At 68.8% G+C, this 25,708-nt stretch carries 20 protein-coding genes; 2 read left to right on the forward strand and 18 right to left on the reverse strand.

All coding sequences use genetic code 11. The features are described 5' to 3' along the window. The first annotated feature begins 58 nt into the window (after positions 1–58). Both ABL312_RS13575 and ABL312_RS13580 read left to right on the forward strand, forming a co-directional pair. The gene (locus ABL312_RS13575) at positions 59–1,429 is read left to right on the forward strand and encodes an aspartate aminotransferase family protein (RefSeq protein WP_349357926.1); all 1,371 of its coding nucleotides are present in this window, start codon (positions 59–61) and stop codon (positions 1,427–1,429) included. Between the two features lie 85 nt (positions 1,430–1,514). Continuing rightward, complete coding sequence (locus ABL312_RS13580) at positions 1,515–3,065, forward strand: FAD-binding oxidoreductase (protein ID WP_349357927.1); 1,551 nt, start codon at positions 1,515–1,517, stop codon at positions 3,063–3,065. 64 nt (positions 3,066–3,129) lie between these two features. On the opposite strand, the gene ABL312_RS13585 is transcribed toward ABL312_RS13580, so the two are convergent. The 18 genes from ABL312_RS13585 to ABL312_RS13670 form a co-directional block, all read right to left on the reverse strand. Further along, positions 3,130–3,591: a hypothetical protein gene (locus ABL312_RS13585; protein ID WP_349357928.1), complete on the reverse strand. Its 462-nt coding sequence runs from the start codon at positions 3,589–3,591 to the stop codon at positions 3,130–3,132. A 53-nt stretch (positions 3,592–3,644) separates the two neighbouring features. Beyond that, positions 3,645–4,631: a hypothetical protein gene (locus ABL312_RS13590; RefSeq protein WP_349357929.1), complete on the reverse strand. Its 987-nt coding sequence runs from the start codon at positions 4,629–4,631 to the stop codon at positions 3,645–3,647. A gap of 216 nt (positions 4,632–4,847) precedes the next feature. Continuing rightward, positions 4,848–7,028 carry an ATP-binding cassette domain-containing protein gene (locus ABL312_RS13595; RefSeq protein ID WP_349357930.1) on the reverse strand — a complete coding sequence of 727 codons (2,181 nt, stop codon included), beginning with the start codon at positions 7,026–7,028 and terminating at the stop codon, positions 4,848–4,850. Continuing rightward, positions 7,025–9,148 carry a cysteine peptidase family C39 domain-containing protein gene (locus ABL312_RS13600; protein ID WP_349357931.1) on the reverse strand — a complete coding sequence of 708 codons (2,124 nt, stop codon included), beginning with the start codon at positions 9,146–9,148 and terminating at the stop codon, positions 7,025–7,027. Before ABL312_RS13600 ends, ABL312_RS13595 begins: the two co-directional genes overlap by 4 nt. 8 nt (positions 9,149–9,156) lie before the next feature. Next, positions 9,157–10,455: an NHLP bacteriocin system secretion protein gene (locus ABL312_RS13605; protein ID WP_349357932.1), complete on the reverse strand. Its 1,299-nt coding sequence runs from the start codon at positions 10,453–10,455 to the stop codon at positions 9,157–9,159. Positions 10,456–10,738: 283 nt separating this feature from the next. Next, on the reverse strand, positions 10,739–11,566 hold the full coding sequence (locus ABL312_RS13610) for an ABC transporter ATP-binding protein (protein WP_349357933.1): 828 nt from the start codon (positions 11,564–11,566) through the stop codon (positions 10,739–10,741). Next, positions 11,563–12,318 carry an ABC transporter ATP-binding protein gene (locus ABL312_RS13615; protein ID WP_349357934.1) on the reverse strand — a complete coding sequence of 252 codons (756 nt, stop codon included), beginning with the start codon at positions 12,316–12,318 and terminating at the stop codon, positions 11,563–11,565. The genes ABL312_RS13610 and ABL312_RS13615 overlap by 4 nt, the downstream gene beginning before the upstream one ends. A gap of 7 nt (positions 12,319–12,325) precedes the next feature. After that, positions 12,326–13,537 carry a branched-chain amino acid ABC transporter permease gene (locus tag ABL312_RS13620; RefSeq protein WP_349357935.1) on the reverse strand — a complete coding sequence of 404 codons (1,212 nt, stop codon included), beginning with the start codon at positions 13,535–13,537 and terminating at the stop codon, positions 12,326–12,328. Positions 13,538–13,541: 4 nt separating this feature from the next. Further along, complete coding sequence (locus ABL312_RS13625) at positions 13,542–14,573, reverse strand: branched-chain amino acid ABC transporter permease (RefSeq protein WP_349357936.1); 1,032 nt, start codon at positions 14,571–14,573, stop codon at positions 13,542–13,544. A 91-nt stretch (positions 14,574–14,664) separates the two neighbouring features. Further along, complete coding sequence (locus ABL312_RS13630; RefSeq protein WP_349357937.1) at positions 14,665–16,008, reverse strand: substrate-binding protein; 1,344 nt, start codon at positions 16,006–16,008, stop codon at positions 14,665–14,667. A 468-nt stretch (positions 16,009–16,476) separates the two neighbouring features. Beyond that, positions 16,477–17,244, reverse strand: coding sequence for a DUF1028 domain-containing protein (locus tag ABL312_RS13635; RefSeq protein ID WP_349357938.1), 768 nt, complete (start codon positions 17,242–17,244; stop codon positions 16,477–16,479). A gap of 12 nt (positions 17,245–17,256) precedes the next feature. After that, positions 17,257–19,044: a gamma-glutamyltransferase family protein gene (locus tag ABL312_RS13640; protein WP_349357939.1), complete on the reverse strand. Its 1,788-nt coding sequence runs from the start codon at positions 19,042–19,044 to the stop codon at positions 17,257–17,259. Positions 19,045–19,085: 41 nt separating this feature from the next. Continuing rightward, positions 19,086–19,991 carry an ABC transporter permease gene (locus ABL312_RS13645; RefSeq protein ID WP_349357940.1) on the reverse strand — a complete coding sequence of 302 codons (906 nt, stop codon included), beginning with the start codon at positions 19,989–19,991 and terminating at the stop codon, positions 19,086–19,088. Continuing rightward, the gene (locus tag ABL312_RS13650; protein ID WP_349357941.1) at positions 19,988–20,935 is read right to left on the reverse strand and encodes an ABC transporter permease; all 948 of its coding nucleotides are present in this window, start codon (positions 20,933–20,935) and stop codon (positions 19,988–19,990) included. The genes ABL312_RS13645 and ABL312_RS13650 overlap by 4 nt, the downstream gene beginning before the upstream one ends. Before the next feature lie 71 nt (positions 20,936–21,006). After that, on the reverse strand, positions 21,007–22,518 hold the full coding sequence (locus ABL312_RS13655) for an ABC transporter substrate-binding protein (protein WP_349357942.1): 1,512 nt from the start codon (positions 22,516–22,518) through the stop codon (positions 21,007–21,009). Positions 22,519–22,553: 35 nt separating this feature from the next. Next, positions 22,554–23,681, reverse strand: a complete 1,128-nt coding sequence (locus tag ABL312_RS13660) for a dipeptide ABC transporter ATP-binding protein (protein ID WP_349357943.1) — start codon at positions 23,679–23,681, stop codon at positions 22,554–22,556. After that, entirely contained in the window at positions 23,678–24,700 is a 1,023-nt protein-coding gene (locus tag ABL312_RS13665; RefSeq protein WP_349357944.1) for an ABC transporter ATP-binding protein, read from the reverse strand. Before ABL312_RS13665 ends, ABL312_RS13660 begins: the two co-directional genes overlap by 4 nt. After that, a complete protein-coding gene (locus tag ABL312_RS13670; RefSeq protein WP_374730134.1) occupies positions 24,690–25,412 on the reverse strand; it encodes a FadR/GntR family transcriptional regulator in 723 nt (240 codons plus the stop codon). Before ABL312_RS13670 ends, ABL312_RS13665 begins: the two co-directional genes overlap by 11 nt. Positions 25,413–25,708 lie beyond the last annotated feature (296 nt).

Raw genomic sequence — 25,708 nt, forward strand, 5'->3', positions numbered from 1 at the left:
CAGAACCCGACACGAAACACCCGGCACAAACAACCCAGACACCAAACGGGAGACACAAATGCTGACCAACGACCAGCTCGACAAGTGGGACCGCGAGGCCTTCATGCACCCCTCCACGCATCTGGCCCAGCATGCGCGCGGCGAAAGCCCGACGCGCATCGTCACCGGCGGCGAGGGCGTGTTCATCGAGGACCGCGACGGCACGAAGCTGCTCGACGCCTTCGCCGGGCTCTATTGCGTGAACGTCGGCTACGGCCAGACCGCGATCGCCGACGCCATCGCCGCGCAGGCGCGCGAACTCGCCTATTATCACGCCTATGTCGGCCACGGCACGGAGACCTCCATCACACTGGCGAAGATGGTGCTCGACCGCGCGCCGGCGGGCATGTCGAAGGTCTATTTCGGCCTGTCGGGCTCCGACGCCAACGAGACCAACATCAAGCTCGTGTGGTATTACAACAACATCCGCGGTCTCCCCGAGAAGAAGAAGATCATCTCGCGCTGGCGCGGCTACCACGGCTCGGGCCTGATGACCGGCTCGCTGACGGGGCTGGAGCTGTTCCACAAGAAGTTCGACCTGCCGCTCGCGCAGGTTCACCACACGACCGCGCCCTATTATTTCCGCCGACCCGACCTCGACATGTCGGAAGCGGATTTCGTGGCCCATTGCGTCGCCGATCTGGAAGCGCTGATCGCCCGCGAGGGCGCCGACACCATCGCCGCCTTCATCGGCGAGCCGGCGCTCGGCACCGGCGGCATCGTGCCGCCCCCGGCGGGCTACTGGGCGGCGATCCAGGAGGTGCTGGCACGCCACGACATCCTGCTGATCGCCGACGAGGTGGTGACCGGCTTCGGGCGTCTGGGCACCATGTTCGGCTCCGACCACTACGGCCTGACGCCCGACATCATCACCATTGCCAAGGGGCTGACCTCGGCCTATGCGCCGCTGTCGGGCTCCATCGTCAACGACAAGGTGTGGAAGGTGCTGGAACAGGGCACGGATGAAAACGGCCCGATCGGCCACGGCTGGACCTATTCCGCGCATCCGATCGGCGCGGCGGCCGGCGTCGCAAACCTCAAGCTGATCGACGAGCAGAACCTCGTCGCCAACGCCGGCGAGGTTGGCGGCTATCTCAATGCCGAGATGCGCAACGCGCTCGAAGGCCACGCCAACGTCGGCGAGGTGCGCGGCGAGGGGCTTCTCTGCGCCGTGGAATTCGTCAAGGACAAGGACACGCGCACCTTCTTCGACGCCGGCGACAAGGTCGGCCCGCGGATCGCCGCCGCCCTCGTCAAGCGCGGCGTGATCGGCCGCGCCATGCCGCAGGGCGACATCCTCGGCTTCGCCCCGCCCTTCTGCCTGACCCACGCGGAGGCCGACACCATCGTCGCGCAGACCCGCGAGGCGGTCGCCGAGGTGCTCGGCTGACCGACCCGTGCAGCGTCGCACGCCCGCGCCGAATCGCGTCTAATCGGCGCGCCGATGAGCATAAAGGGACGACGGGGGTGCGACGATGACGGGACGGATGGACGCGCAATCGGCGCGCGAGGCGCAAGCCCTCGCCGCCTTTCTCTCCGGCGCGGCCGACCTCCTCGGCCCGGCCGCCGTGGCGCGAGGTGACGCCATCGAACCGCGTTTCCTGCGCGCGACGATCCCCTGGGCCGCGCGGCCGCTGGCCGTGCTGGCACCGGAAACGGCCGAGGCCGTGCCGGGTCTTCTCGCGCTGGCGAGCCGGCACGGCGTCCCCGTCCATCCCGTCAGCCGGGGACGGAGCTGGGGGCTCGGCTCGGCGCTGCCGCCGCGCGATGCGGTGGTGCTCGATCTCTCCCGCCTCGACCGCATCCTCGACCTCGATCTCCAGAACGGCACCGCCCGCATCGAGCCGGGCGTGACCTTCGCGGCGCTTCAGGCGCGGCTGAAGGCGGAGGGCCTCGCCTGGCATCTGCCCTCCTTCGGCGGACCGACGGATGCCAGCGTGCTCGCCAATGCGCTGGAACGCGGCGAAGGCGCGGGGACGCAAGGAGACCGCTTCGCCGGGCTGTGGGATCTCGACGTGGCGCTGGCGACGGGGCAGCGTTTTCGCACCGGCCACGGCCGCCACAAGCTGCCGGAGCTTTCGGCGCTGCACGCCCGCCCCGCCGGCCCGCTGGTCGAGGGGCTGTTCAGCCAGTCGAGCCTCGGCGTCGTGCTGTCGGGCCGCGTCACGCTGCAACCGACCCTGCCGCATGCCAGCACGATCCTCGCCGACATCGGCCCGGCCGAACGGCTCGACGGGGCCGTCGCCGCCCTGCGACGGCTGGTGACGGCGGGCCTCGTCGCCCCCCATGCCGCGGCGATCTGGAACGGGGCCAAGCGCGTGTCCTCCCTCGTCGGGCGTCATCACGCAACGCCGGAGGCGCTGACAATCGCGCCCGACGACTGGGCGCTGTCGGTGGTGCTCACCGCGCCGCATCCGGAGTTGATGCGGGTCGCCGGCAAGCTGGTCGTCGGCGAACTCGGCCCCCACTGCCGCGACCTGAAGGCATCGAGCGACCGCGCCGACGACGGCACGCGGCTTGAAACCCCGATCACCGGCTTTTCCGACGGCGCCAACGTCATGAGCGCCTATTGGGGCAAGGCCACGCGCCCGGAGACGCCCGGCAATCCCGATCTCGACGGCTGCGGTTTCTTGTGGCTCTGCCCGGCGCTGCCCTTCGACGGGGCCGCCATCCGAACGCTGGAGGAGATCGTGACGACGACGGTCGCCGGCACACGGCTGCATCCCGCGCTCGGGCTTCAGGCCGTCTCGTCGCGCGCGCTGCATGCCTATGTCTCGCTGGCCTGGGATCGCGACGACGCGGCCTCCGACGCCGACGCCATGCGCGCCCATGACCGCCTGATCGCCGCGTGCGCCGCCGCCGGCTTTTCGCCCTATCGCCTCGGCTGGCCGACGGTGCCGGCCCTGGGCGAGGCGCCGGACGACTGGGGGCATGTGCTGGCGACCCTCAAGCGGGCGCTGGACCCGGCCGGCATCCTGTCGCCCGGCCGCCTGCCCGGGCTCGATCGGGCCGGATCATCAGAGTGACCCGCAAACAAGAAAGGGCCGGAGATCCGGCCCTTTCCGCAAAGACGTTCCGTGCGGTGTCGGTTCAATGCGTGGCCGCAGCTGCGCCCGAGGCCGCGAGCCGCATGGTCGCGCCCGCCGACAGGAAGGCGCTCAGCATCGCCGCCTGCGGCGCGAGCCCGCCCTTGATCGCATCCGCATAGGTCGCCCGGGCGACCTTCTGCGCGGTCTCGTTGCCCGGTGCGTCACCGGCGGCCTGCATCTTCATGGCCACCACCTTGTCAAAGGCGGCATCCGCATCGCCGGTCTCGGCCAGCGCCTTGCAGAAGACGTCCATCACCAGAACCATCTCGGCTTCCGCGATGGATGCGTCGACGGCGGCGTTGAAATCCTGACCGAGCGCGAGGCGCGCGGTGGTCGCCTCCTCGGCCTTGGCGCCGAGCAGCACCGCCTCGCCGGCCGACCAGCCGGCAAGCGACGCGCCGCCGGTCACCATGCCGGTGACGATGTCCTTCACCTGCTGAACCGCATCCTTACCCATGCTCATGATCTTCGCTCCTCACTTTCGGGGGTCTCGTTGACGGTCGATCCGGGAGCGGATCACCAGTGGTGGAAGAAATGCTTCACGGCGTGGCCGACCTTGTGGGCGGCATGGCTGACCGCATGCTCCACCTGATGGGCCTCGTGGCTGATCGCATGACCCGCCTCATGCGCCAGATGGCTGGCCTCGTGACCCACTTCCTGCGCGGCATGGGAAATCGCCGGCCCGAAGTGATGGTCGAAGAAATGGAAGGCGTTTTCGAACGGCTTCGTGTCGATCGAGAAGTGGAAGTCGAAGTCGATGCCGAGACCGGCCGCGATGTCGCCGCCCAGACCGAAGTTCAGGTGGTGATGCGAATAGCCCGCATGCGCCTCGCCCCCGATGCCGACCTCGCCGGCATCGACGCCACCGGACCCGCCGGCCGAACCGACACCATGGATCGACCCGTCGCCGCCGGCATGGGCTTCCGCGCCGGCGCCCGCCATCGCACTGCCCGAGCCGCCCGCGCCATAGGCGCCATGCCCGTGCTGGATGTCGGCGGAGCCATTGGCGTCCGCGCCGACCGTCGCCGACCCGCCGGCCGTCTCGGAGGCCGAAACGCCATGGGTGCTGACCGTGGAACTGGCGTCGCCCGACACGCTCGCCGAGGCCCCGGCCGAGGCCGACGCCCCGGTGTCGGAGGCATTGGAATGCGCCTCGCCGGACACACCCGCCCCGGCCTGTGCGTCGCCCGACACGGTCGAGCTCACCGGACCCGCGCTGGCATGCGCCTCGCCATGCGCATCCGCGCCGACGCCGGCCGCGCCGGACACGCTGCCATGGCCCACATGCCCCGACACGCCGTCGCCGACATGAGCGCTGCCGGAGGCGCCGAGATGCGCGTCGCCCGTCGAGCCGGAGACCCCGGCGTGAACGCCGGCATCCGGATCGCTCCAGTCGCCGTCATCGTTGGAGAAGACCCGCGTGCCGCCGGAAACGCCCGCCAGGCGATCCAGCGGAATGGCATCGTCGAGCTCGTCGAATTTCGCGTGCAGTTCCTTGTTCATTCCGCCACCTCCGAAACGTGATTGCGGGGGTAACGCTAGCGGGCGTTTCTTGCGATTCCGCAAAGGCAGAGGAATCAATTCTTCATTTTGGTCAGATGGTTAAACGAATGATAAGACAAATACTCAAGACGCGAACGCCCACCGCACCGGTCTTCCTGCGAGGACCGGTGCGGCGGGCGTGACATCTATCTTTCACGCTCCTGCGGAGGGGCGCCGTCAGGCCGCGGCCTGCGCGTCGACGAGCCGGGCGAACAATCCGCCCCTTGCGCAAAGATCGGCATAGGCGCCGTCCTCGACGATACGCCCGGCCTCCAGCACGAGGATCCTGTCGCAATTGCGCAGGGTTTCCAGCCGGTGGGCGATGCTGAGGGTCGTCACGTCCATCTCGTCGACCGCCCAGGCGATCTGTGCCTGAAGCGCGGGATCGAGCGCGCTCGTCGCCTCGTCCAGGATCAGCAGGCGCGGATGGCCGGCGAAGGCGCGCGCCAGCAGGATGCGCTGGATCTGCCCGCCGGAAAAGCCGCAGTCGGTGTCGCCGATGGGCGTGCCGAGCCCCAGCGGCAGGGCGGCGACGTCGCGCGCGAGCCCGGCGCGCTTGAGCGCGGTGCGCGCCTCGTCCAACGTCAGATCCGTGCCGGCCGCGATGTTGTCGAAGAGCGTCCCGGGAAAGAGCCGCCCGCCCTGGCCGACGATGCCGACCTGACGGCGCAGCGCGCGATCGTCGAGCCCGTCGAGATCGATCCCGTCGAACCAGATCTTGCCGTCCTCGCGCGGCACGAGACCGATGAGCGCCTTGATCAGCGTCGATTTGCCCGCGCCCGAGGGGCCGGCGATGCCGACATGCGTGCCCGGTTCGATGTCAAGGCTGACGCTGGAAAGGGCCGCCGGCGCGCCCGGCCTGTGCCGCACGGTCAGATCGCGACAGGCGACCCGCCCCTGAAGCGGCGGCGGCGCGGCCCCGTCGATGGCCGGGCGCGGGGCCGCCGTCAGAAGCGGGGTGATCATCCGGTACTGAAGCCCCAGCATGGTCGCCTGATTGAAGGCGCCGAGCAGCGCCGATACGGCACCGGCGATGCTGCCGGCGGCCACGACGAGCGCGACCGGCTGGCCACCGGCCGCCACGCCGCCGGCGAGCGCCAGCGCGACGATGGCGGTGAACACCAGCGTGCCCTCGACCGCGCCCTCCAGCGCGGAGGCGGCAGCCCCCACCCGGTCCGCCTTCAGGAACCGGTGGCGCAGGGACACGAAGCCGTCGGTCCAGCGGTCGAACACGCGGCCCTCGGCGGCGGTCGCACGCACCGTGTCGATCATCGACAGGCCCTCGTAGGCGGTGGTCATCCAGCTTTGCGGCGCGACCAGCCCGTGGAGCAGCGCCCGCACCCGCGCGCGGGCGATCAGCGCCCCGCCGGCAACCAGCGCCAGCAGGACGCCGCCCATGAGGGCCGCGCCGGTGCCGGAGGTTCGTCCGATCACGACGACATTCGGCAGGGCGACCAGCAGGCTCGCCGACACGGAGAGCGCGATGCCCCAGCAGCCGCGATGCCAGCGCGCCATCGAGCGGCTGGCGAGCGCGGCGATCGGCGCGGCCGGCAGTCCCTCGCCGCGCGCCGCCGCCGCCTCGCCGATGCGGATCGCCCGGTCGAGCGCGGCCGCCCGCAAAAAGAAGCCGATGCGCCCGTCGAGGCGCAGCTGGGCGATGCCGGCGGCAAAGCGCGTCAACAGATTGGCCGCGAACAGCACCGCAAAGAAGATCATCATGTCGACGAGCAGACCCCGCTCGCCCTCCGGCACCACCGTGTCGAACAGCGGACCGGTCAGCACCGGCAGCAGCGCCACGATCAGGCCGGCGGTCAGCGTGAAGGCGAAGAAGGCGGCGAGATCGCCGCGCCCCTGCATCAGACCGAAGCGCAGGAGCGCCTTGCCGGTGATCGGCGTGTCGGGCAGGGCCGGCAGGACCAGCACCGCATCGGGTTCGAAGTCCTCCAGCGCGAGTTCTGCCACCTTTCGCGGACGCCAGCCGCTTTCCGCGTCCGCCAAGCTCCAGCGCGCGCCGGACCGCGACAGCAGAACGGGATCGCCCGATTGCTCCGCGTCTGCCTTGCGGAAGGCGAGGATCGGCGCCGGCGCCTCGCCGATGCGCTGGTCGGTCAGCCGCACGGCGCGCGGTTGCAGCCCGGCCACCCGGGTCAGCCGCTCGATCGAGGCCATGCGCGCTTCCCCGGGCACCAGCGCGCTGCCCGGGACAAGCGTTCCACCGACGGCCCTGGCCGCCGCGCCCAGCGCCTCGACAAGCGCCGGGTCGGGTTTGGACATGGCCGGTTTCTCGGCCGTCAGCAGCGTTTCGATCCGCCGGGCGGAGGCTGCGAAGAGATCGTCGGTGCCGGTCTGCTGGCTCATGCGACCGCCCTCCCCGGCGTTTCGTCCATCATGGGGGGTTCCGCCGCCGGCGCCAGCGCGACGCCGCCGCGCCCGTCGAGATGCACCACCCGATCGCAGCGCCGCGCCGAGCCGATGCGATGGGTGACGAGCAGCACCGCGGCGCCCGAGCGGCGCAATCCGTCGAGCACCTCTTCCTCCATCAGCGCGTCGAGCGCGCTGGTCGTCTCGTCGAGAACCAGCACGGACGGGCGGCGGGCGAGCGCGCGGGCGAGCGCCAGACGCTGGATCTCGCCGCCGCTCAAACCCGGCCGGTCGGCGGACAGCCGCACGGCGAGCCCGCCGGCGCGGGTCACCATGTCTTGCGCGCCGGCAAGTTCAAGCGCCTCCGTGATCGCCGCGTCGTCGATCGACGGGTCCCACATGGTGATGTTGTCGCGGATCGTGCCGGTCAGCACCGCACTCGACTGGGGCACATATTGCAGCTTGCGGCGCAGCTCGGCGTGCGGCCAGTCGGCGAGCGTCCGGCCGTGGAGGGACACCGTGCCGCCACGCGGCGCCAGAAGGCCGGCGGCGATGCGCGCCAGCGTCGACTTGCCCGCCCCCGAGACGCCGGTGACCGCCGTCAGGCTGCCCGGCGCGAAGTCGAGCGTCACGTCGGCGAAGAGATCCGGCCCCGTGCCGAAGCCGAAACGCACACGCTCGAGGCACAGCCCCGCGCCGTCGCGGACCGTTGCGGATGCGGCATCGCTGTCGCGGCGGATCAGCGGGTCGCGCGGGTGGTTGGTCAGATCCTCCAGTCGCAGGATCGCCCCCGCCGCTTCCTGGAGCGCGCAGTAATGCGCGGCGATGGCGGCGATGGGCGCGGCGACAAGACCGGCCAGTACCTGCAGCGCCAGCAGTCCGCCGAGCGCCAGATCGCCGGACATGACCCGCATCGCCCCGACGCCCAGCACGCACATGGAGATCAGCAGCGTCGCGGCCGTCGGACCGAGAGTCACCAGCGTGCGGATCGTGCCGAGCCGTTGCTCCGCATCGAGCGCGGCCTCTTCCGCAGCAAGCCAGCGGCGCGCGAACAGATCCTCGCGACCGAGCAGGCGAAAGGCATCGAAAGCCATGAAGCCGGCCGTGGCGACCCCGCTCGCCGTCCCCTCGAGCACGTTTTGCAGACGATTCGCCTCGGCGAGACGCTCCGACAGGCGCACCAGCACCACGAGATTGGCGAGCGCCACCGCCGCGACGATGGCCCCCAGCACCAGGTCATAGAGCGCGATGATCGCGAGGTAGCCGAGCGCCACCACGATATTGGGCAGCATCTGCGCCAGCGGACCGGCGACCGTTCCGCCGATTTCCGAGCCGATCCTCAGCCGCGACACCACCTCGCCCGCATTGCGCTGCGCGAAGAAGGTGAGCGGCAGGAACAGGGCATGCTCGAAGGCGCGCGCGGCGATCACCACGCCGATCTTCAACTTGAGCCCGGCCACGATCCATTCGCGCAGACCCGCGAGCGCGACCTGCACGAGAACGGTGACCACGAGGGCCGCCAGAATGACCTCCAGCCATTCCACGCGCCCCTCGGCCACCACATAATCGGAATAGGTCTGGATCGCACCCGACAGCACGAGCCCCGGCACGATGCCGACCACGCCGCACAGGAACACGATGCCCATGGCGTCCCAGGAGCCCGACGCCTGGCGCAGCAACGCCGGCAGGATGCGCGGACGCACGCCGCCGGCTTCAAAATCCGGCCCCGGCACCATGACGAGCACCAGCCCGGTCAGGCTGCGGTCCATCTCCGCCCGGTCGACCACGCGCCGCCCCACCGCCGGATCGCGCAGCACGTAGCGGTCGCCATGCACGGCTTCCAGAACGACGAAATGGTTGAAATTCCAGTGCAGAACGGCGGGAAGCGGCAGCTCGGCGAGTGTGTCGGGCTCGCGCCGCACGGCCTTGACCCTGAGACCGTAGCTTTCGCCGGCCCGGGCGAGTGCCGCCGCGTCCACGCCGTCGCGCGACGTGCCGCAGCGCTCGCGGGCGTCCTCCAGCGGGATCTCGCGCCCGTGCGCGCTCAGCACCATGGTCAGACAGGCGGCGCCGCATTCGGTCGCCTCCATCTGCAGCACCGTGCGCGGTGACTTCACGCCCGCGCTCATTCGCGCCGCCCCGTCCAGTCGTCCTCGGGAAGATGCAGGAACCGCTTGAAGGCCGGCACCGCCAGCGCCAGCAGCGGCCGCCGCTCCACCGTCACCCGCGCCTCGAAGGGCGTGCCCGGCGTGAGCGCGATGTGTGGCGACCGCGTCGTCGTCCAGGCATAGCCCGCCCCGTCGTCGCCGGCGGGCTCGAAGGTCAGGCGCACCTCGAACACGGGGCCGCTCGCCGTCACCTTCTCGACCAGCGTGTCGTCACCGAGCGCGGTGCGCAAGCTGTCGGTGGACACCGGCACGTCGGAGACCTCCGCCACCCGGGCGATCAGCCGATCGTGCCGGTCGACGGGCAGATCGGCGGGCGTCACCAGCGCCCGATCGTCGGCGGCAAGCCGCTTGCCCGCCTGAAGCGGGACGAAGGCGAGCGCCTCGAGCCGGCCGGTGGCGGCGGCATCTCCGGTCATGATCTCGAAGACCGGCGCGCCCGGCGCGACCAGCGCGCCGGGACGCGTGTTGATCGCCGTGACCACGCCGCCGGCATCCGCCTTGATCACCGACCCGGCGGTGAGAATGGCGCGGGCGGCGGCCAGATCCGCCGCCACGCGCTCGATTTCGAGCTGGTCCTGCAGGGCCGCGCGCTTGCGCGCCGAGGCCGCTTCCTCGCGGCGCATGTCGAGCGCCACGCGCTCGGCTTGCGCGGCGGCGAGATCGTCGCCCGCCGCCCCGGCCGCGATCCGTGCGGTGGAGACCGCGTCCTTCGACACCACGCCGTCGGCCTGCAGCTTCTGAAGATCAGCGAGCCGCTTCTGCAGCCAGTCGTATTTTCCGGACAGGGCCGCGATCCGCGTCTCCAGCGCCCGGGTCTGCCGGTCGAAGGAGGCCGTCTCGGCCCGCGCGTCGGCCTCGCGCAGCCGTGCCTTGTGTTCGGCGCTGCGCTTGAGATCCTTGAGCATGCGCGTGTTCTTGGCGACCTCGGCCTCGCGCTCGGGCAGCACGAGGCGCGCCAGCACGTCGCCGGGCGCGACCGTCTGGCCGGGACGCACCGGGATCTGCGCGATGTAGCCCGCCGCACTCGCCGCGACCGGGGTCACCAGGGTGCCACCGCCGCGCACCAGCACGCCGTTGCCCTCGACATGGATCGGAACGTCGATGAAGGCGCTCCAGGTGACGGCGCCGGCCAGCGCGGTGGCGAGGGCCGCCGCGGTCAGGCGTGTCGCGCCGCTCGACACGCGCATCGTGCGTTGCACGTCCTCCACGCGCGTGGCGGCCTGCAGCGCTTCCTTGCGAAAGAACGATTTCGTCATGCCACTCCCCTTCAGCTCGGGAAACATGACAAGGGTCGTCCTCAAACCGGGTTAAACGCAGCGCCTTCCGCAACGCCCTCCTCTGCTTGTGGTGAAGGAACGGTGAATATGCGACGTCCGGCGGCGGCCCGTCGCGCGCCACCCCGCGTCCCATGGCGCACGCACGCCGGCGCCCATGCCGGCCAGGCGGTTCGCGCCGGTGCCGGCAAAAAAGACGCCCCCGCCGGTCGCCCGGCGGAGGCGTGTCGTGCCGCCCGGTCCCGCTCAGGCCCGGGAAAGCGGCTCAAAGCGCCAGATACTCCTGGCGCAGCTCTTCGTTGTCGAGCACGTCCTGCGCGGTGCCGTCGAAGACAATCTCGCCCATGTCGAGAATGAGCGCCCGATCCGCCAGATGGAGCGCCGCGATCGCGTTCTGCTCGACGATGATCGTCGTCATGCCGAGCGACTTGATCTCCTCCAGCGTCTTCTCGATCTCCTGAACGATCACCGGCGCGAGGCCCTCGTAGGGCTCGTCGAGCAACAGCAGCTTGACGTCGCGGGCGAGCACGCGGGCCAGCGCCAGCATCTGCTGCTCGCCGCCCGACATGGTGGTCGCCTCCTGCGTCTTGCGTTCGGCCAGGCGGGGAAACAGCTCGTAGATGCGCTCCAGCGACCAGCCGTGCGGCGGGGCGATCTGCGCCAGCCGCAGGTTTTCCTCCACCGTCAGCCCCTGGATGATCCGCCGGTCCTCCGGCACCAGCCCGATGCCGTTCTGCGCCGCCTGATAGGACTTCATCTCGTGCAGCGGCTTGTGGTCGAGCCACACCTCGCCGTGGCGCACCTCCGGTTCGTCGGCGCGCGCGATGGCGCGCAGGGTGGAGGTCTTGCCCGCGCCGTTGCGCCCGAGCAGCGCGACGATCTCGCCCTCGCGCACGTTGAAGCTCACGCCCTGCACGACGTAGCTCTCGCCGTAATAGGCGTGCAGGTCCCAGACCTGGAAATAGGCGCGCTGCCCGCCCTTGGCCGCAACCGGCGGAACGCCCGGCGCCGTGCCCTTCCAGGGATCGTCGGAGATCAGCCCGCCATCGGCCTTGTGGCCTGCCGGCGCGTCGGGGGTGGTCGTGTCCGTCATAGATGAGCCCCTCCGAGATAGGCTTCCTGCACCTTGGGATTGCCCTTGATCTTCTCCGGCACGTCCTCGACGATCACCGTGCCCTGCGCCAGGACCGAGATCTTCTCGGCGAGCGAGAACACCACGTGCATGTCGTGTTCGATCACCACCATGGTGATGCCGCGCCTGGAGATCTGCTTGAGCAGATCGATCGTGTTGTTGGTGTCGGCCCGCGCCATGCCGGCCGTGGGCTCGTCGAGAAGCAGGAGTTTCGGCTTCTGGATCAGGCACATGGCCAGTTCCAGACGACGTTTGTCGCCGCGCGACAACTGCCCGGCGATCTGGTCCGCCTTGGCGCCGAGGCCGAGGTCGGTGAGCATCTCCATCGCCGCCTCGCCGATCTCCGCCTCGTCGCCGACCCCGCCCCAGGCCTTGACCTGGAAGGCGCCGTCGCGCTTGGCGAAGGCCGGAATCATCACGTTTTCCAGCAAGGTGAGTTCGGTGAAGATTTCCGGCGTCTGGAACACCCGGCTGACGCCGGTCTGGTTGATTTCATGCGGCTTGATGCCGAGCAGGGACTTGCCGTCGAAGGTGACGGAGCCGGTGTCCGGCTCCAGCTTGCCGACGAAACAGTTGAGCAGCGTCGACTTTCCGGCGCCGTTCGGCCCGATGATGGCGTGCACCGAGCCTTCCTCGACATCGAGATTGACCTCGTGCAACGCCTTCAGACCGCCGAAGCTCTTGTTGACGCCCTTGACTTCGAGAATACCCATGACGCGCTTACTCCGCCGCGGACGGGGCCGAGCCGGCCGCCGCCTTGTCCTTGTTCGCCGTCTTGCGACGGGTGAACAGCCGACCGATGCGCTGGCCGCCCTCGACCATGCCGCCGGGCAGGAAGATGACGACGAGCATGAAGACGATGCCGAGCGTCAGGTGCCAGCCCTTGCCGATGAAGGGGTAGATCACCGCCACGACGAAATCCTCCAGCCCGTCGGGCAGCATCGCGAACCACGCGTGCAGGATGTTCTCGTTCAGCTTGGAGATGATGTTCTCCATGTATTTGATGGCGCCCGCGCCGAGCACCGGCCCGATCAGGGTGCCGGCCCCGCCGAGAATGGTCATCAGCACCACCTCGCCCGACGCCGTCCAGAACATGCGCTCGGCCCCCGCGAGCGGGTCCATCGCCACCATCAGCCCGCCGGCGAGCCCGGCATACATGCCGGAGATCACGAAGGCGGCCAGCGTGTAGGGCTTGGGGTTGAGGCCGGTGTAGAGCATGCGCTGCTGGTTCGACTTCACCGCCTTCAGCATCATCCCGAAGGGCGAGCGGAAGATGCGGATCGCCACGTAGAAGGCCACCAGCATGACGACGGCGCACAGGTAGTAGCCGAAGTTGAAGGTGAAGAGCCATCCGCCCAGCGCCAGTTCGAAGCCGTCTCGCATCTCGATCCCGAAGAAATTGGTGAGCGGGATCGAGCCGTCCGCCGTCTGGCTGACGCCGAGGATGCGCGGATCGTCCAGCGCCAGTTGCAGGCCCGTCTCGCCGCCGGTGATCGGTGTCAGCACCGAATAGGCGAGCGCGAAGGACATCTGCGCGAAGGCGAGCGTCAGGATCGAGAAGTAGATGCCCGAGCGGCGCAGCGAGATATAGCCGACGAGCAGCGAGAACAGCCCCGCCACGATCACCGAGACGATGATCGCCGGCACCACGTTCATCGACAGGAGTTTCAGCATCCACACCCCGGCATAGGAGCCGACGCCCAGAAAGGCGGCATGGCCGAAGGAGAGATAGCCCGTGAGGCCGAACAGGATGTTGAAGCCGATGGCGAAGATCCCGAAGATCACGAAACGCTGCATCAGGTCGGGGTAGCCGGCGTTGAACTGCGCCAGCGCCGAGCCTTCGGGAAAGGGGTTGAGCAGGAACGGCGCGAACAGCGTCAGCACCATGACGATCAGGAAGAGCGTCGTGTCCCTGGCATTCAGTCCGAGCATGGGATCAGCCCTCCATGACGCCCTTGCGACCCATCAGGCCGCGCGGCCGGGTCAGCAGGATGACGATCGCCACCAGGTAGATGATGATCTGGTTGATGCCGGGAATGGTGGTGACGACCGCCGGCATGGAGGCGAAGCTCTCCAGCACGCCGAGCAGGAAGCCCGCGAACACGGCGCCGGGCAGCGAGCCCATGCCGCCGACCACCACCACGACGAAGGACAGGACGAGGAAGTCCATGCCCATGTGGTAGTTGGGCGAGTTGATCGGCGCGTACATCACGCCGGCAAGCCCCGCGACGCAGGCCGCGATGGCGAACATGATCGTGAAGCGGCGGTCGATGTTGATGCCCAGCAGACCGACGGTCTCGCGATCCGCCATGCCGGCGCGCACCACCATGCCGAAGGTCGTGAACTGCAGGAAGGCGAAAACCGCGCCGATCAGGATCGCGGCGAAGACGAAGTAGATCAGCCGCCAGTAGGGGTAGATGACGGTGCCGGGATCGAAGCCGACCAGCAGGCCGAAATCGAGCGAGCCGACCAGCACGTCGGGCGCAGGCGTCGGGATCGGATTGGCGCCGTAGAAGTACTTGACGATCTCCTGCAGCACGATCGCCAGACCGAAGGTCACCAGGATCTGGTCGGCATGGGGGCGCTTGTAGAAATGCTTGATGAGCCCGCGCTCCATGGCGAATCCGATCGCCACCATGACGGGAATGGCGAAGAGGATGCCGAGCGGCACCGACCAGTCGATGATCGCCGAGCCGATCTCGGGGCCGAACCATTCCTCCACATAGGGCGTGCGGACCTTGAGCGGATTGCCCAGGAAGTCGGTGCGTTCCGGATCGACGGTGACATGGGCGATCGACAGCAGCCGGCTCAGCGTGACGGCGCAGAAGGCGCCGAGCATGAACAGCGCGCCATGCGCGAAATTGACGACGCCGAGCGTTCCGAAGATCAGCGTCAGGCCAAGGGCGATGAGCGCGTAGGCGCTGCCCTTGTCCAGTCCGTTGAGGACCTGAAGGATGAATGCGTCCATTGTTCTTCCCGTTTCGGCGAAGCGGCCCGAAAGGACGAGGCAACCGGCCGCGCGACGCGCGGCCGGAGGGATCGTGTCGGGGAGACCCGGATCAGGCGCCCGGGTTGCAGGTGCCGAGTTCGCCGCCGGCGAACTGCGGATGGTCGGGCGGATAGGTCACCTGCTCCACCGGCGTCACCTCGACAACCTCGAGAAGGTCGAACTCCGACGTCGGGTTCTCCTTGCCCTTCACCACCAGCACGTCCTTGAAGCACTGGTGATCCTCGGCGCGATAGAGCGTCGGGCCGTTGCCCAGGCCGTCGAACTCGTAACCCTCCAGCGCCTCGACCACGGCACAGGGGTTGAACGAGCCGGCCCGCTCCACCGCGTCCGCATAGAGCAGCGTCTGCACGTAACAGGTGTGGGCCGCCTGGCTCGGCGGGAAGCCGTATTTGGTGCCGAAGGACTTCACGAAGGTCTTGGACCCCTCGTCCTGCAGCGACCAGTGCCAGTTGGTGGAGCCGAAGATGCCCTTCACGTTCTCGCCCGCGCCCTTGGCCATCAGCCGCGAGTAGAGCGGCACGACGATCTGGAAGTCCTTGTCGTTGACCACCCGGTCGCGCAGGCCGAACTGCACGGCGTTGGTGAGCGAGTTCACCATGTTGCCGCCGTAGTGGACGAGCACCAGCGTGTCGGCGTCGGAGTTGAGCACCGGCGCGATGTAGGACGAGAAGTCCGTCGCGGCGAGCGGGGTGAGCACGGTCTCCACCGTGTTCCATCCGATGGCTTCCGTCGCCTCGCGGATCGCCTGCTCGGTCGTGTAGCCCCAGTTGTAGTCGGCCGTCAGGTAATAGGCGTTGCGGTCCGCGCCATAGGCGTTCTTGAGCACCGGCGCGAGCGCCGCACCCGACATGTAGGAATTGAAGAAGTGGCGGAAGCCGTTGGCCTTCTTGTCCTTGCCGGTGGTGTCGTTGGAGTGGGTCAGACCGGCCATGAAGATCACGCCGGCTTCCTGGCACAGCGCCTGCACGGCGACCGCCACGCCGGACGACGAGCCGCCGGTGATCATCACGGCGCCGTCCTTCTCGATCATCGAGCGGGCGGAGGCGCGCGCGGCGTCCGACTTGGTCTGCGTGTCGCCGGTGACATATTCGACCTTCTTGCCGAGGATGCCGTTGCCCTTGAGCGCCTTCGACGAGAAGGTCGTCAGCATGCCGCCGTCGCCTCCGCCGTTGAGGTGCTCGACGGCGAGTTCATAGGCGCGCAGTTCGTCCGCCCCCTCGTCGGCATAGGGCCCGGACTGCGGAACGTTGAAGCCGAGCGTCACCGTGCTGCCCGTCGGCTCGTTGGTGAAGGCATTGGCCTTGCGGATGAACAGGTTGGGCGCGGCAAGGCCGATACCTGCGGCCGCCGTGCCCTTCAGGACGCTGCGGCGACTGACTGGTCGCTTGATCATGGACGTGTCTCCTCCAGACTTTCGCTGTTCCCGCCGGGTTGTTTTGCGGGTTTTTCGTGGGGACGTGGCGGCGATGGCGCCGCGCGTCCCGAACCGCCAGCGTTCAGGAAAGACGGAGGATCCGCAACACTATTTTAGTATAATATGCGCCCGCTAAGCCAACACACCAGAACAAGTCCCATACGAACCAAGCGTTCACGCAAATTATCAGATCTCATATATTGTGCAATGCAGCATTAACAGTAGGTCACTTTGTTAATTTGTCCATTTTTTGGGCATGTTAAATATTTTTCGACTTATTTTTCAGCCATCGATGAAGATTATCGGGGATCTCTTGATTTATACGACAAATCTTCTGATTGATCGCAAGAAACACGCAAGCGACCGCTCCGGGGAACGGTTGCACATGCATCCGTATCGCCGCGCAACGCTGCTGGGTAACATTGAGTGCTGTTCCGCGACTTTCCGTTACGTCCGGCGCGGGCCGGCGGGCGGGCTCGCGTGAGAGGCGCTGGGGCGCCCCGCGTCCTCCCGCGCGGCCTCCAGCGCCACGATCTTCGCGTCCAGGGGCCCGCGGTCGAGGGTGCCCGATACATTGTCGGCGGTCGGCAGCGCCTCGGCCACATGCAGGAACCGCTCGCCCGCGACCGCGCGCAGGCGGCGCAGTTCGGCAAGCGGATCGGCATGGTCGTCGGCGCGGATGTCGAGCCAGGGATAGGCCTCGCCGCGACAGATGCGAAGGGCCGCCGACTGGCGCCCGCGCTTGTCGCCGCCGGCCGCCTCGCCGGCTTCCATCGCCCGCATCAGCCGCGCGTCGAAGGCGAGATCCGCGTGCTCCAGATAGGCGGCGAGCGTCGCCTCCAGCACCTGCGGCCCGGCCAGCATGTTTCCCGCGACCGAAACGTCCTCGGCGATCTCATGCCCCGCCCAGTCGACGCATGTGTCACCCGTGAAGGCGGCCCCGCGCCCCAGTGCGTCGATGACATGCATCTGGCGGGAGTGACGTCCCGCGTCGCGCTCCGTCACGGCGCGCAGGACCGCCTCCGCGCTCTTGCCGGCGCGCAACAGGTCCATCCCGTCGGTGCCGTAGAGCGGGCTGACGAAGGCCTGGGTCGCGATCGCGCCCGCGCACCCGTGCACATGCGGCACAAGCGCCCCGACGGCGAAGAAGCGGCTCGCGACGGCGACGCCGAAAGCCCCCGTCTCGGGGTCGCGGGCGACGATGGAATAGGTCATGGCGCGCCTCCCTCAGCGTCCGATGGCATAGGCCTGCATGAGGCGCGGCGTGGCGGCCGCCTTGAGCAGCCCGTCCGGCTCGCGTTTCGCCGCCGTCAGACGGCCGATGCTCCAGGGCGGCGCGACCTCGACCGAATGGCCGCGCGCGCGCAGGTCGCCGATCACGTCGGCGCCGAAGTTTTCCTCCACCATGATGTGGCCGGGCTGGCGCTGGCGCGGGTGGAAGGACGCCGGGAAATGGGTGGTGTGGAACAGCGGCATGTCGATGGCCTGCTGCAGCGACATGTCGTGATGGGCCAGCCGCAGGAAGAGCGACAATTGCCACTGGTCCTGCTGGTCGCCGCCCGGCGTGCCGAAGGCGAGCGTCGCCCGGCCGTCCTTGAGCGCGAGGCTCGGCGTCAGCGTCGTGCGCGGGCGCTTGCCCGGCGCGAGCGACGTCGGCAGACCCGGCGTCATCAGGAACATCTGCGCCCGCGAGTTGAGCGCGAAGCCGAGCTCCGGCACCACCGGCGAGGATTGCAGCCAGCCGCCCGAGGGGGTCGCCGAGACCATGTTGCCCCAGCGGTCGATCACGTCGACATGCACGGTGTCGCCGCGCTTTTCCGACAGATGCGCCATGGTCGGCTCGTAGACGCCGCCTTCGGAAATGCCGAGCGCCTCGATGGCCACCATGGTCTTGTGCGCCTGCCCCTCGTAGCCAGGCACGATGCCCGGGCGCAGATCGAAGGAGGCGCGCGCGCCGATCAGCTTGCGGCGTTCGGCGGCATAGGCGTCGGACAGAAGATGCGCCAGCGGCACCTCGCAGAAGTCCGGATCGCCGTAATAGACCTCGCGGTCGGCATAGGCCAGTTTCATCGCCTCGGCGACCAGATGCACGAAATCGGCGCCGCCCGGGTCGACGTCGCCGATCTGCGTGCCCTCCAGCAGGGACAGCGCCTGCAGCAGCACCGGACCCTGCCCCCAGGGCCCGGTCTTGGCGAGGGTCCACGCGCCGTAATCGTGGGTCAGCGGGTCTTCCACGCCCGCCCGCCAGCCGGCGAGATCGTCGGCGGTCAAGACGCCCTTGTGCCGGGCGCCGCTGCCGTCCATCACCTCGCTGCGCGCGAAGAAGTCGCCGATCGCCTCGGCGATGAAGCCGCGATAGAAAACGTCGCGCGCCTTCTCGATCTGCGCCTCGCGGCCCGAAACGCTCTCGGCCTCGCGCAACAGCCGCTCCCAGGTGTCGGCGAGACCCGGATTGGCGAACAGCGTGTTCGCCGCCGGCGCCGAGCCGCCCGGCAGCCAGGTCGCATGCGACGTCGGCCATTCGGTTTCGAAGAACTCCGCGAGCCCGGCAATCGTCGCGCTGACGCGCGGCAACAGGGGATGGCCGGCGCGCGCATAATAGATCGCCGGTTCGAGAACGTCGCGCAGCGGCAGGCGGCCCCGGTCGCGCAGCATCACCATCCAGCCGTCGAAGGCGCCGGGGATCACGGTCGCGAGCAGCCCGTTGCCGGGAATGAGGTCGATGCCTTCGCCGCGATAGTGCTCGAGCGTGGCGCCGGCGGGCGCCGGACCCTGCCCGCAGATCACCTGGATCCGGTCCTGTTCCGCCTCGTAGAGGATCACCGGCAGATCGCCGCCGGGACCGTTGAGATGCGGCTCGACCACCTGCAGCACGAAACCGGTCGCGGCCGCCGCGTCGAAAGCATTGCCCCCGGCCTCGAGGATCTTCATGCCGACCGCCGAGGCGATCCAATGCGTCGAGGTCACGACGCCGAAGGTGCCCTGAATCTCGGGTCTGGTGGTGAAGACGGACATCGGCACTCCCTGGGATGTTGGTTCTTGGTTGGCGCGTGGCGTCAGCCTTCGCGCGGATCGAGCGCATCGCGCAGGCCGTCGCCAAGCAGGTTGAAGCCGAGGACGACGAGGAAGATGGCGGCCCCCGGCCACCAGGCCATCCAGGGCGCCTGGGTCATGAAGTTCTTGGCGACGTTGAGCATCGAGCCCCAGCTCGGGTGCGGCGGCTGCTGGCCGAGGCCGAGGAAGGAGAGGCTCGCCTCCGCGATGATCGCCGTGGCGATGGTCAGCGTCGCCTGCACCAGCACCGGCGCGAAGACGTTGGGCAGGATATAGCGGCCCATGATCGCCGTGTGCGTGAGACCGATGGCGCGCGCGCCTTCCACGTAGTCCTCGGTCTTGACGCTGAGCACCTGTCCGCGCGTCAGCCGGATGAAGATCGGGGTCGCCGACAGGCCGATGGCGATCATCGCATTGGTCAGACTCGGACCGAGAAAGGCGGCGAGCGCGATGGCGAGGATGAGGAAGGGCGTGGCGAGCAGCGCATCGGTAATGCGCGAGATGATCTGGTCGATCCAGCCGCCGAAATAGCCAGACACCAGACCGAAGGGCACGCCGATGACAACCGCGATCAGCACCGACACGACGCCGGCGAGCAAGGAGGCCTGCGCGCCCCAGATCATGCGCGACAGGATATCGCGGCCGATCTCGTCGGTGCCGAGCCAATAGGCTGCCGAAGGCGCCTGGCGCACCGCCGTCCAGCTCGTCGCCATCGGATCGGCGATCGGCAGGACCGGCGCCAGCAGCGCGACGGCGACGAAGAAGGCGACCAGCACCGCGCCGACGAGCGCGCTGCGGTTGCGCTTGAGTTTCGTCCAGACCCGGCTTCTGCGAGGCGCGGCGGTCTCGGGCGCTTCGCTCTTCGGGGGCGCGGCCTTGGGGGGCGCGGAAGGCGCGGCGGCGGTCATCGGCCCGTCCTCATGCGCGGGTTGAGCAGGACGTAGAGCACGTCCGCGATCAGGTTCATCAGGATGAAGCCGGCCGCCGTGCACAGCACCACGCCCTGCACCACCGCGTAGTCGCGGGTGAAGACCGCGTCGACGATGAGCTTGCCGAAGCCGGGGATGGTGAAGATCTGCTCGGTGAGCACCGCGCCGGCGAGCAATTCGCCGAACAGCAGCGCGCCGAGCGTGACCACCGGCAGCAGCGCGTTGCGAAAGGCGTGTTTCAGCACGACGACGCGCTCGGCCAGCCCCTTGGCACGGGCGGTGCGCACGTAATCCGCCTTCAGCACGCCGAGCATGGAGGAGCGGGTGTGGCGCATCAGCGTCGCGGCGAGCGCCGTGCCGAGCACGAAGGCCGGCATGATCATGGTCTCCAGCGAGCGCAACGGATCGACGAAGGGACTTTCGTAGCCCGAGGCCGGCAGCCAGCCGAGCTGCACCGAGACGAGCATGATCAGCATGATGCCGAGCCAGAAATTGGGGATCGACAGGCCCGACAGCGCGACGAAATTCGCGATGTAATCCACCGGCCCGCCCTTCTTCACCGCCGACAGGATGCCGGCCGGGATGCCGATCAGCATGGCGATGATCATGGCCATCGTCGCGAGCTGGATGGTGACGGGCAGCTTGTCGGCGATCAGCTGGGTGACGGGCTGGTTCGTGCGCAGCGAGACGCCGAGGTCGCCCTGCAGCACGGAGCCCAGCCAATAGAAGTACTGAAACAGGATCGGATCGTTGAGCCGGTACTTCTCGCGGATGAAGGCGAGCGTTTCGGGATCGCGTTCCTCGCCGGCGAGCACCAGCGCCGGATCGCCCGGCAACAGCTTTTGCAGCGCGAAGACAAAGATCGACACCAGCAACAGCGTCGGGATCGCGATCAGGAGACGGCGGGCGATGAAGGCGAGCATCGAACGGATCCGGATGGGAGGCGCGGATCCCGGTCGGGCCGGGATCCGCGAGGGTCAGCGACGTTGGACGGTCAGGATTTGAACTTCACGTTCTCCAGCCGGATCATGCCGTCCGGATAGGGGGTGAAGCCCTCGATCTTGCCGTCGAGCGCCCAGATCCAGGTCGGGTGGTAGAGGTAGATGATCGGCAGATCCTCGTTGAGGATCGCACGCGCGGCATCGTAGCTCTCCTTGCGGGCGGCGGTGTCGTTCGAGGTGCGCGCCGCGTCGAGCAGCCGGTCGACCTCCGGGTTGCAGTACTTGGAGTCGTTGATGCCGCCCTTGCAGGTCATGAACTGGTGGATGTTGCCGTCCGGATCGACCCGGCCCGACCAGCCCACCTGGCTCGCCTGGTAGTTGCCGGCCGACTGGTCGGCGAGCAGGCTGGCGAACTCCATGGACTTGAGCTTCACCGTGATGCCCGCTTCCGCGACCATGGCCTGAACGACCTGCATCATCTGCGTCTGGACCGGATTGTTGGCGACCTGCACCTCGACCTCGAGCGTCTCGACGCCCACTTCGGCCATCAGCGCCCTGGCCTTCTCGATGTCGCGCGCGGGCACCGGGTTGCTGTCGTCATACCACGGGCTCGTCGGCGCGAAGGGCTGGTTGCCCGGCGCGAAGACGCCCTCGAACACCACCTGGTTGAGCGCCTGCCGGTCGATCGCCAGGTTGAACGCCTGACGCAGCTTCGCTTCGTTGCCGAAGATGTTATCGCCGCGCTCGCCATTGTCGATGTTCACCGTGATGCCCTGGTAGCCGAGGCTCACCGCCTCCGCGTAGAGCAGGCTGTCGTCCGCCTTCACCGACGCGACGTCGGGCGCGGCGAGGCGCTCCAGCATGTCGAGATCGCCGGCGCGCAGATTGGCCAGTCGCACGGTGGTGTCGGGGATCGGCAGGAAGGTCACCGTGTCGAAATGGATTGCCTCGGCGTTCCAGTAGTCGGCGAATTTCGCCAGCACGATGCGGTCCTGCTGGATGCGCTCCACGAAGGAGAACGGGCCGGAGCACACGGGATTGTTGCCGAAGTCCGTGCCGGCTTCGGCCGCCGCCGTCGGCGACAGCATCATGCCGGCGCGGTCGGCGAGCTGCGCGAGCAGCGTCGCGTCGGGCTGGGCGAGCTTGATCGCAACCTGATGGCTTCCGGTCACCTCGACGCTCTCGATCGACTTGACCTCGCTCTTGCGCCGGCTTTCGGGCAGGTTCTTGGAGCGGTCGATGTTGGCCTTCACGGCCTCTGCGTCGAAGGGCGTGCCGTCATGGAAGACGACGCCCTGGCGCAGATCCATCGTCAGCGTCTTGCCGTCCTCGGACCAGGACCAGCCGGTCGCGAGCTGCGGCACGAACTCCAGATCGGGCGTGATATCGACCAGCTTGTCGCACAGCGAGGCGTAGACGATACGCCCGACGAAGGTGCGCGACTGGTCGGGATCGAGCACATCGGCGTCGTCCTGCAGGCCGATCCTGAGATCGGCCGCCTGCGCCGGCAGCGCCAGCGCCGCGCCGAGCCCGAGCAGGGCGAGGGTGAGCAATCTCGATTTCATGGGAACTCCTCCGGTGAAGCGTGATCGGACGTGGGTCAGGGGCCGGGCTGCGACGTTCTCGCCGCGTCGCTCATGTCCCGGTAAAGGGCGAACCGGCGCTCGGCGGCCGGGCTGCGCGGTGGAACGCGCACGAGATCGGACGCCGCCTGCGCGGCCTGCTCCCAGTGATGGCAGGCGACAAGCCGGTCGCCCGGCGCGGCCGTGAGCGCGGGCCGCTCCTCGGCGCAGCGCGCGGTCGCGAACGGACAGCGGGTGTGGAACCGGCAGCCCGGCGGCGGATCGAGCGGCGACGGAACATCGCCCTGCAAATGTCCGCCCGCGGCCCGCGCGCCCGGCGCCGGCACGGGGATCGCGCGCATCAAGGCCTGCGTGTAGGGATGCACGGGAGCATCGTAGAGCACATCGGTCGGCCCCTGCTCGACGATCTCGCCCAGATACATGACCGCCACCCGGTCGCTCATGTGGCGGATGACGGCAAGATCGTGCGCGATCAGCACCAGCGTGAGGTCGAACTCCGCCTTGAGATCCTCCAGCAGGTTGATCACCTGCGCCTGGATCGACACGTCGAGCGCGGAGACCGGTTCGTCGCCGATCACAACGCGCGGCCCCGAGGCGAGCGCGCGGGCGATGCCGATGCGCTGGCGCTGGCCGCCGGAAAACTCGTGCGGGTAGCGGTCGGCGAATTCGGGGCGCAGCCCGACCCGGGTCAGCAGTTCCGCCATGCGCTCCCGCCGCGCGCGACGCGACAGCTTGAGATGGACGCGCATCGGTTCCTCGACGATGGCGCCGACCGTCATGCGCGGATTGAGCGAGGAAAACGGGTCCTGAAAGATGAACTGAAGGTCCTTGCGCAGCCGCCGCATCTCGCCCGCCGGCAGCGCCGCGATGTCCTTGCCGTCGTAGAGCACTTGGCCCGCGCTCGGGTCGATCAGGCGCAGCAGCAGCCGGGCGAGCGTGGATTTGCCGCAGCCGCTCTCCCCGACGATCGCCAGCGTCTCCCCCTTGCGCACGCCAAGCGTCACGCCATCGACCGCGCGCACGACCGAGGGCTCGGCGAAGGGCGACCAGCCGCTGGAGAAGTGGCGCTTCAGATCGCGCGCCTCGAGCAGGAAGGGGCTGTCAGCCGACAGCGGGGCGGTGTCGCGTGCGGTGTCGGTCGTCATGCGGCAGCCCCTCCGGCGGTCTCTTCGAGCGGCGCGCGCAGGCAGGCGACGCCATGGCCCGCGCCGGCCGGCGTCAGCGCGGGCGTCTCGCTGGCGCAACGCTCCACGGCGAAGGGACAGCGGGGCGCGAAGCGGCATCCCGCCGGCATGGCATCGACCGTGGGCACGAGGCCCGGCACGGTCGCCAGACGCCCGGTGCGCGGCCCCAACGAGGGCACGGAACTCATCAATCCGATGGTGTAGGGATGCTGGGGATCCTCGAACACCGGCCCGACGGGGCCGTCCTCGACGACACGCCCGGCGTACATCACCGCCACCCGGTCCGCGACTTCGGCCACGACGCCGAGATCGTGGGTGATCATGATCAGCGCCGCCCCGGTCTCGTCCTGCAGCGCGCGCATGAGGTCGAGGATCTGCGCCTGAATGGTCACGTCGAGGGCGGTCGTCGGCTCGTCGGCGATCAGCAGGGTCGGATCGTTGGCGAGCGCCATGGCGATCATCACGCGCTGGCGCATGCCGCCGGACATCTGATGCGGATAGTCGTCGAGCCGCTTGTCGGCGGCCGGCACCTTGACCCGCTCCAGCATCTCGCGCGCCCGCGCCCTTGCCTCGGCGCGGCTCACCTTGCGATGACGCAGGATCACTTCGCAGATCTGGTCGCCCACCGTGAACACCGGATTGAGCGAGGTCATCGGCTCCTGAAAGATCATGGAAATCCGGTCGCCGCGCATCTCGCTCATGGCCCGCGCGGGCAGCGAGAAGAGATCGCGCCCCTCGAACACCGCCCGACCGGCGACGATTTCGGCCGGGGGCATCGGCAAAAGCCCCATGAGCGACAGCGCGGTGACCGACTTGCCGCAGCCGCTTTCCCCGACGATCGCGAGCGTCTCGCCCGGCGCGACCGAGAAGGACACGCCGTCGACCACATTGGCGCGCGCGCCCTTGAAGCGGATTGCCAGATCCTCGACCCGCAACAGCGCCCGCGCGCCGTCGCCCCGCGACCCCGCCTTATCCGCCATCGTCGGCCTCCTCCGGTTCCCCGACCGGGTGCAGCAGCAGCCGCTCCTGCAGCGCCAGCAGGTGACGCCGCATGGCGCGCTCCGCGCCGACGGGATCGCGCCGTTCGATGGCATCGACCAGATCGGCGTGCTGCGAGCGATAGAGCACCAGCGTGTCGCTGGTTCTCAGCGCCTCGCGCACATGCCGCCAGATCTCGTCCTGACGCACCCGGTCGACCACATCGAACAGCGCCAGGAACAGCGTGTTGCCGGCGGCCTCCGCCACCGCCCGGTGCAGCGCGCCGTCCCACAGCTCGCGGCTGTCCATGTCCTGTGCGGCCTCGACCTTGCGGCTGAGCGCGCGCATGCGCGCCACGTCAGCGGCGCTTGCCCGCACCGCCGCCAGCCGCGCCAGCGCCGGCTCGAGACGCAGGCGCACCTCCATGACCTCGACCATGTTGCTCATTTCCGGCAGCCGCCGAAAATCACCATCGCCGGGCGCGCGCGCCGCCGCCAGAAAGGTGCCGGCACCCTGACGCCGCCAGATCCGCCCCTCCGCCTCCATCACGTCGAGCGCCCGGCGCACGGCCCGGCGGCCGACGCCGATCTCTTCGGACAGCTCGCGCTCGGTCGGCAGCTGGTCGCGCCCCTCGCGCTCGACCTGATCGACGAGAATGCGCAGGCGCTCGAGCGCCAGACTGGAGTTGCGTTGCGACCGGGACGTGACCTCCACGGGGGCGGACCTTTTCTGCACCTTTAACCTTATTGGTTCCATGGTTAGCCGTGTGATCGCGGATGACAAGCCCGAATCCGGTTTTGCCTAAAATTTTCTCAGGAATTTGCCGGGCAATATTGCCATTCATTACCGGAATCCGATCCGTTCCAAAATTTTCGGCCGTCGAGCCAGCGATGGAAATGGCACCAATCCGTGAATGGTCCGATTGTTCGCACCCGTCGCGTCGGATCGTCGCCGCCGTCCGGCGCCGCCCGCCGCGACTTCGGGTTGCCGGAGGTCTCCGCGAAGGTCTA

This window comes from Stappia sp. (assembly GCF_040110915.1).
GTDB lineage: Bacteria > Pseudomonadota > Alphaproteobacteria > Rhizobiales > Stappiaceae > Stappia.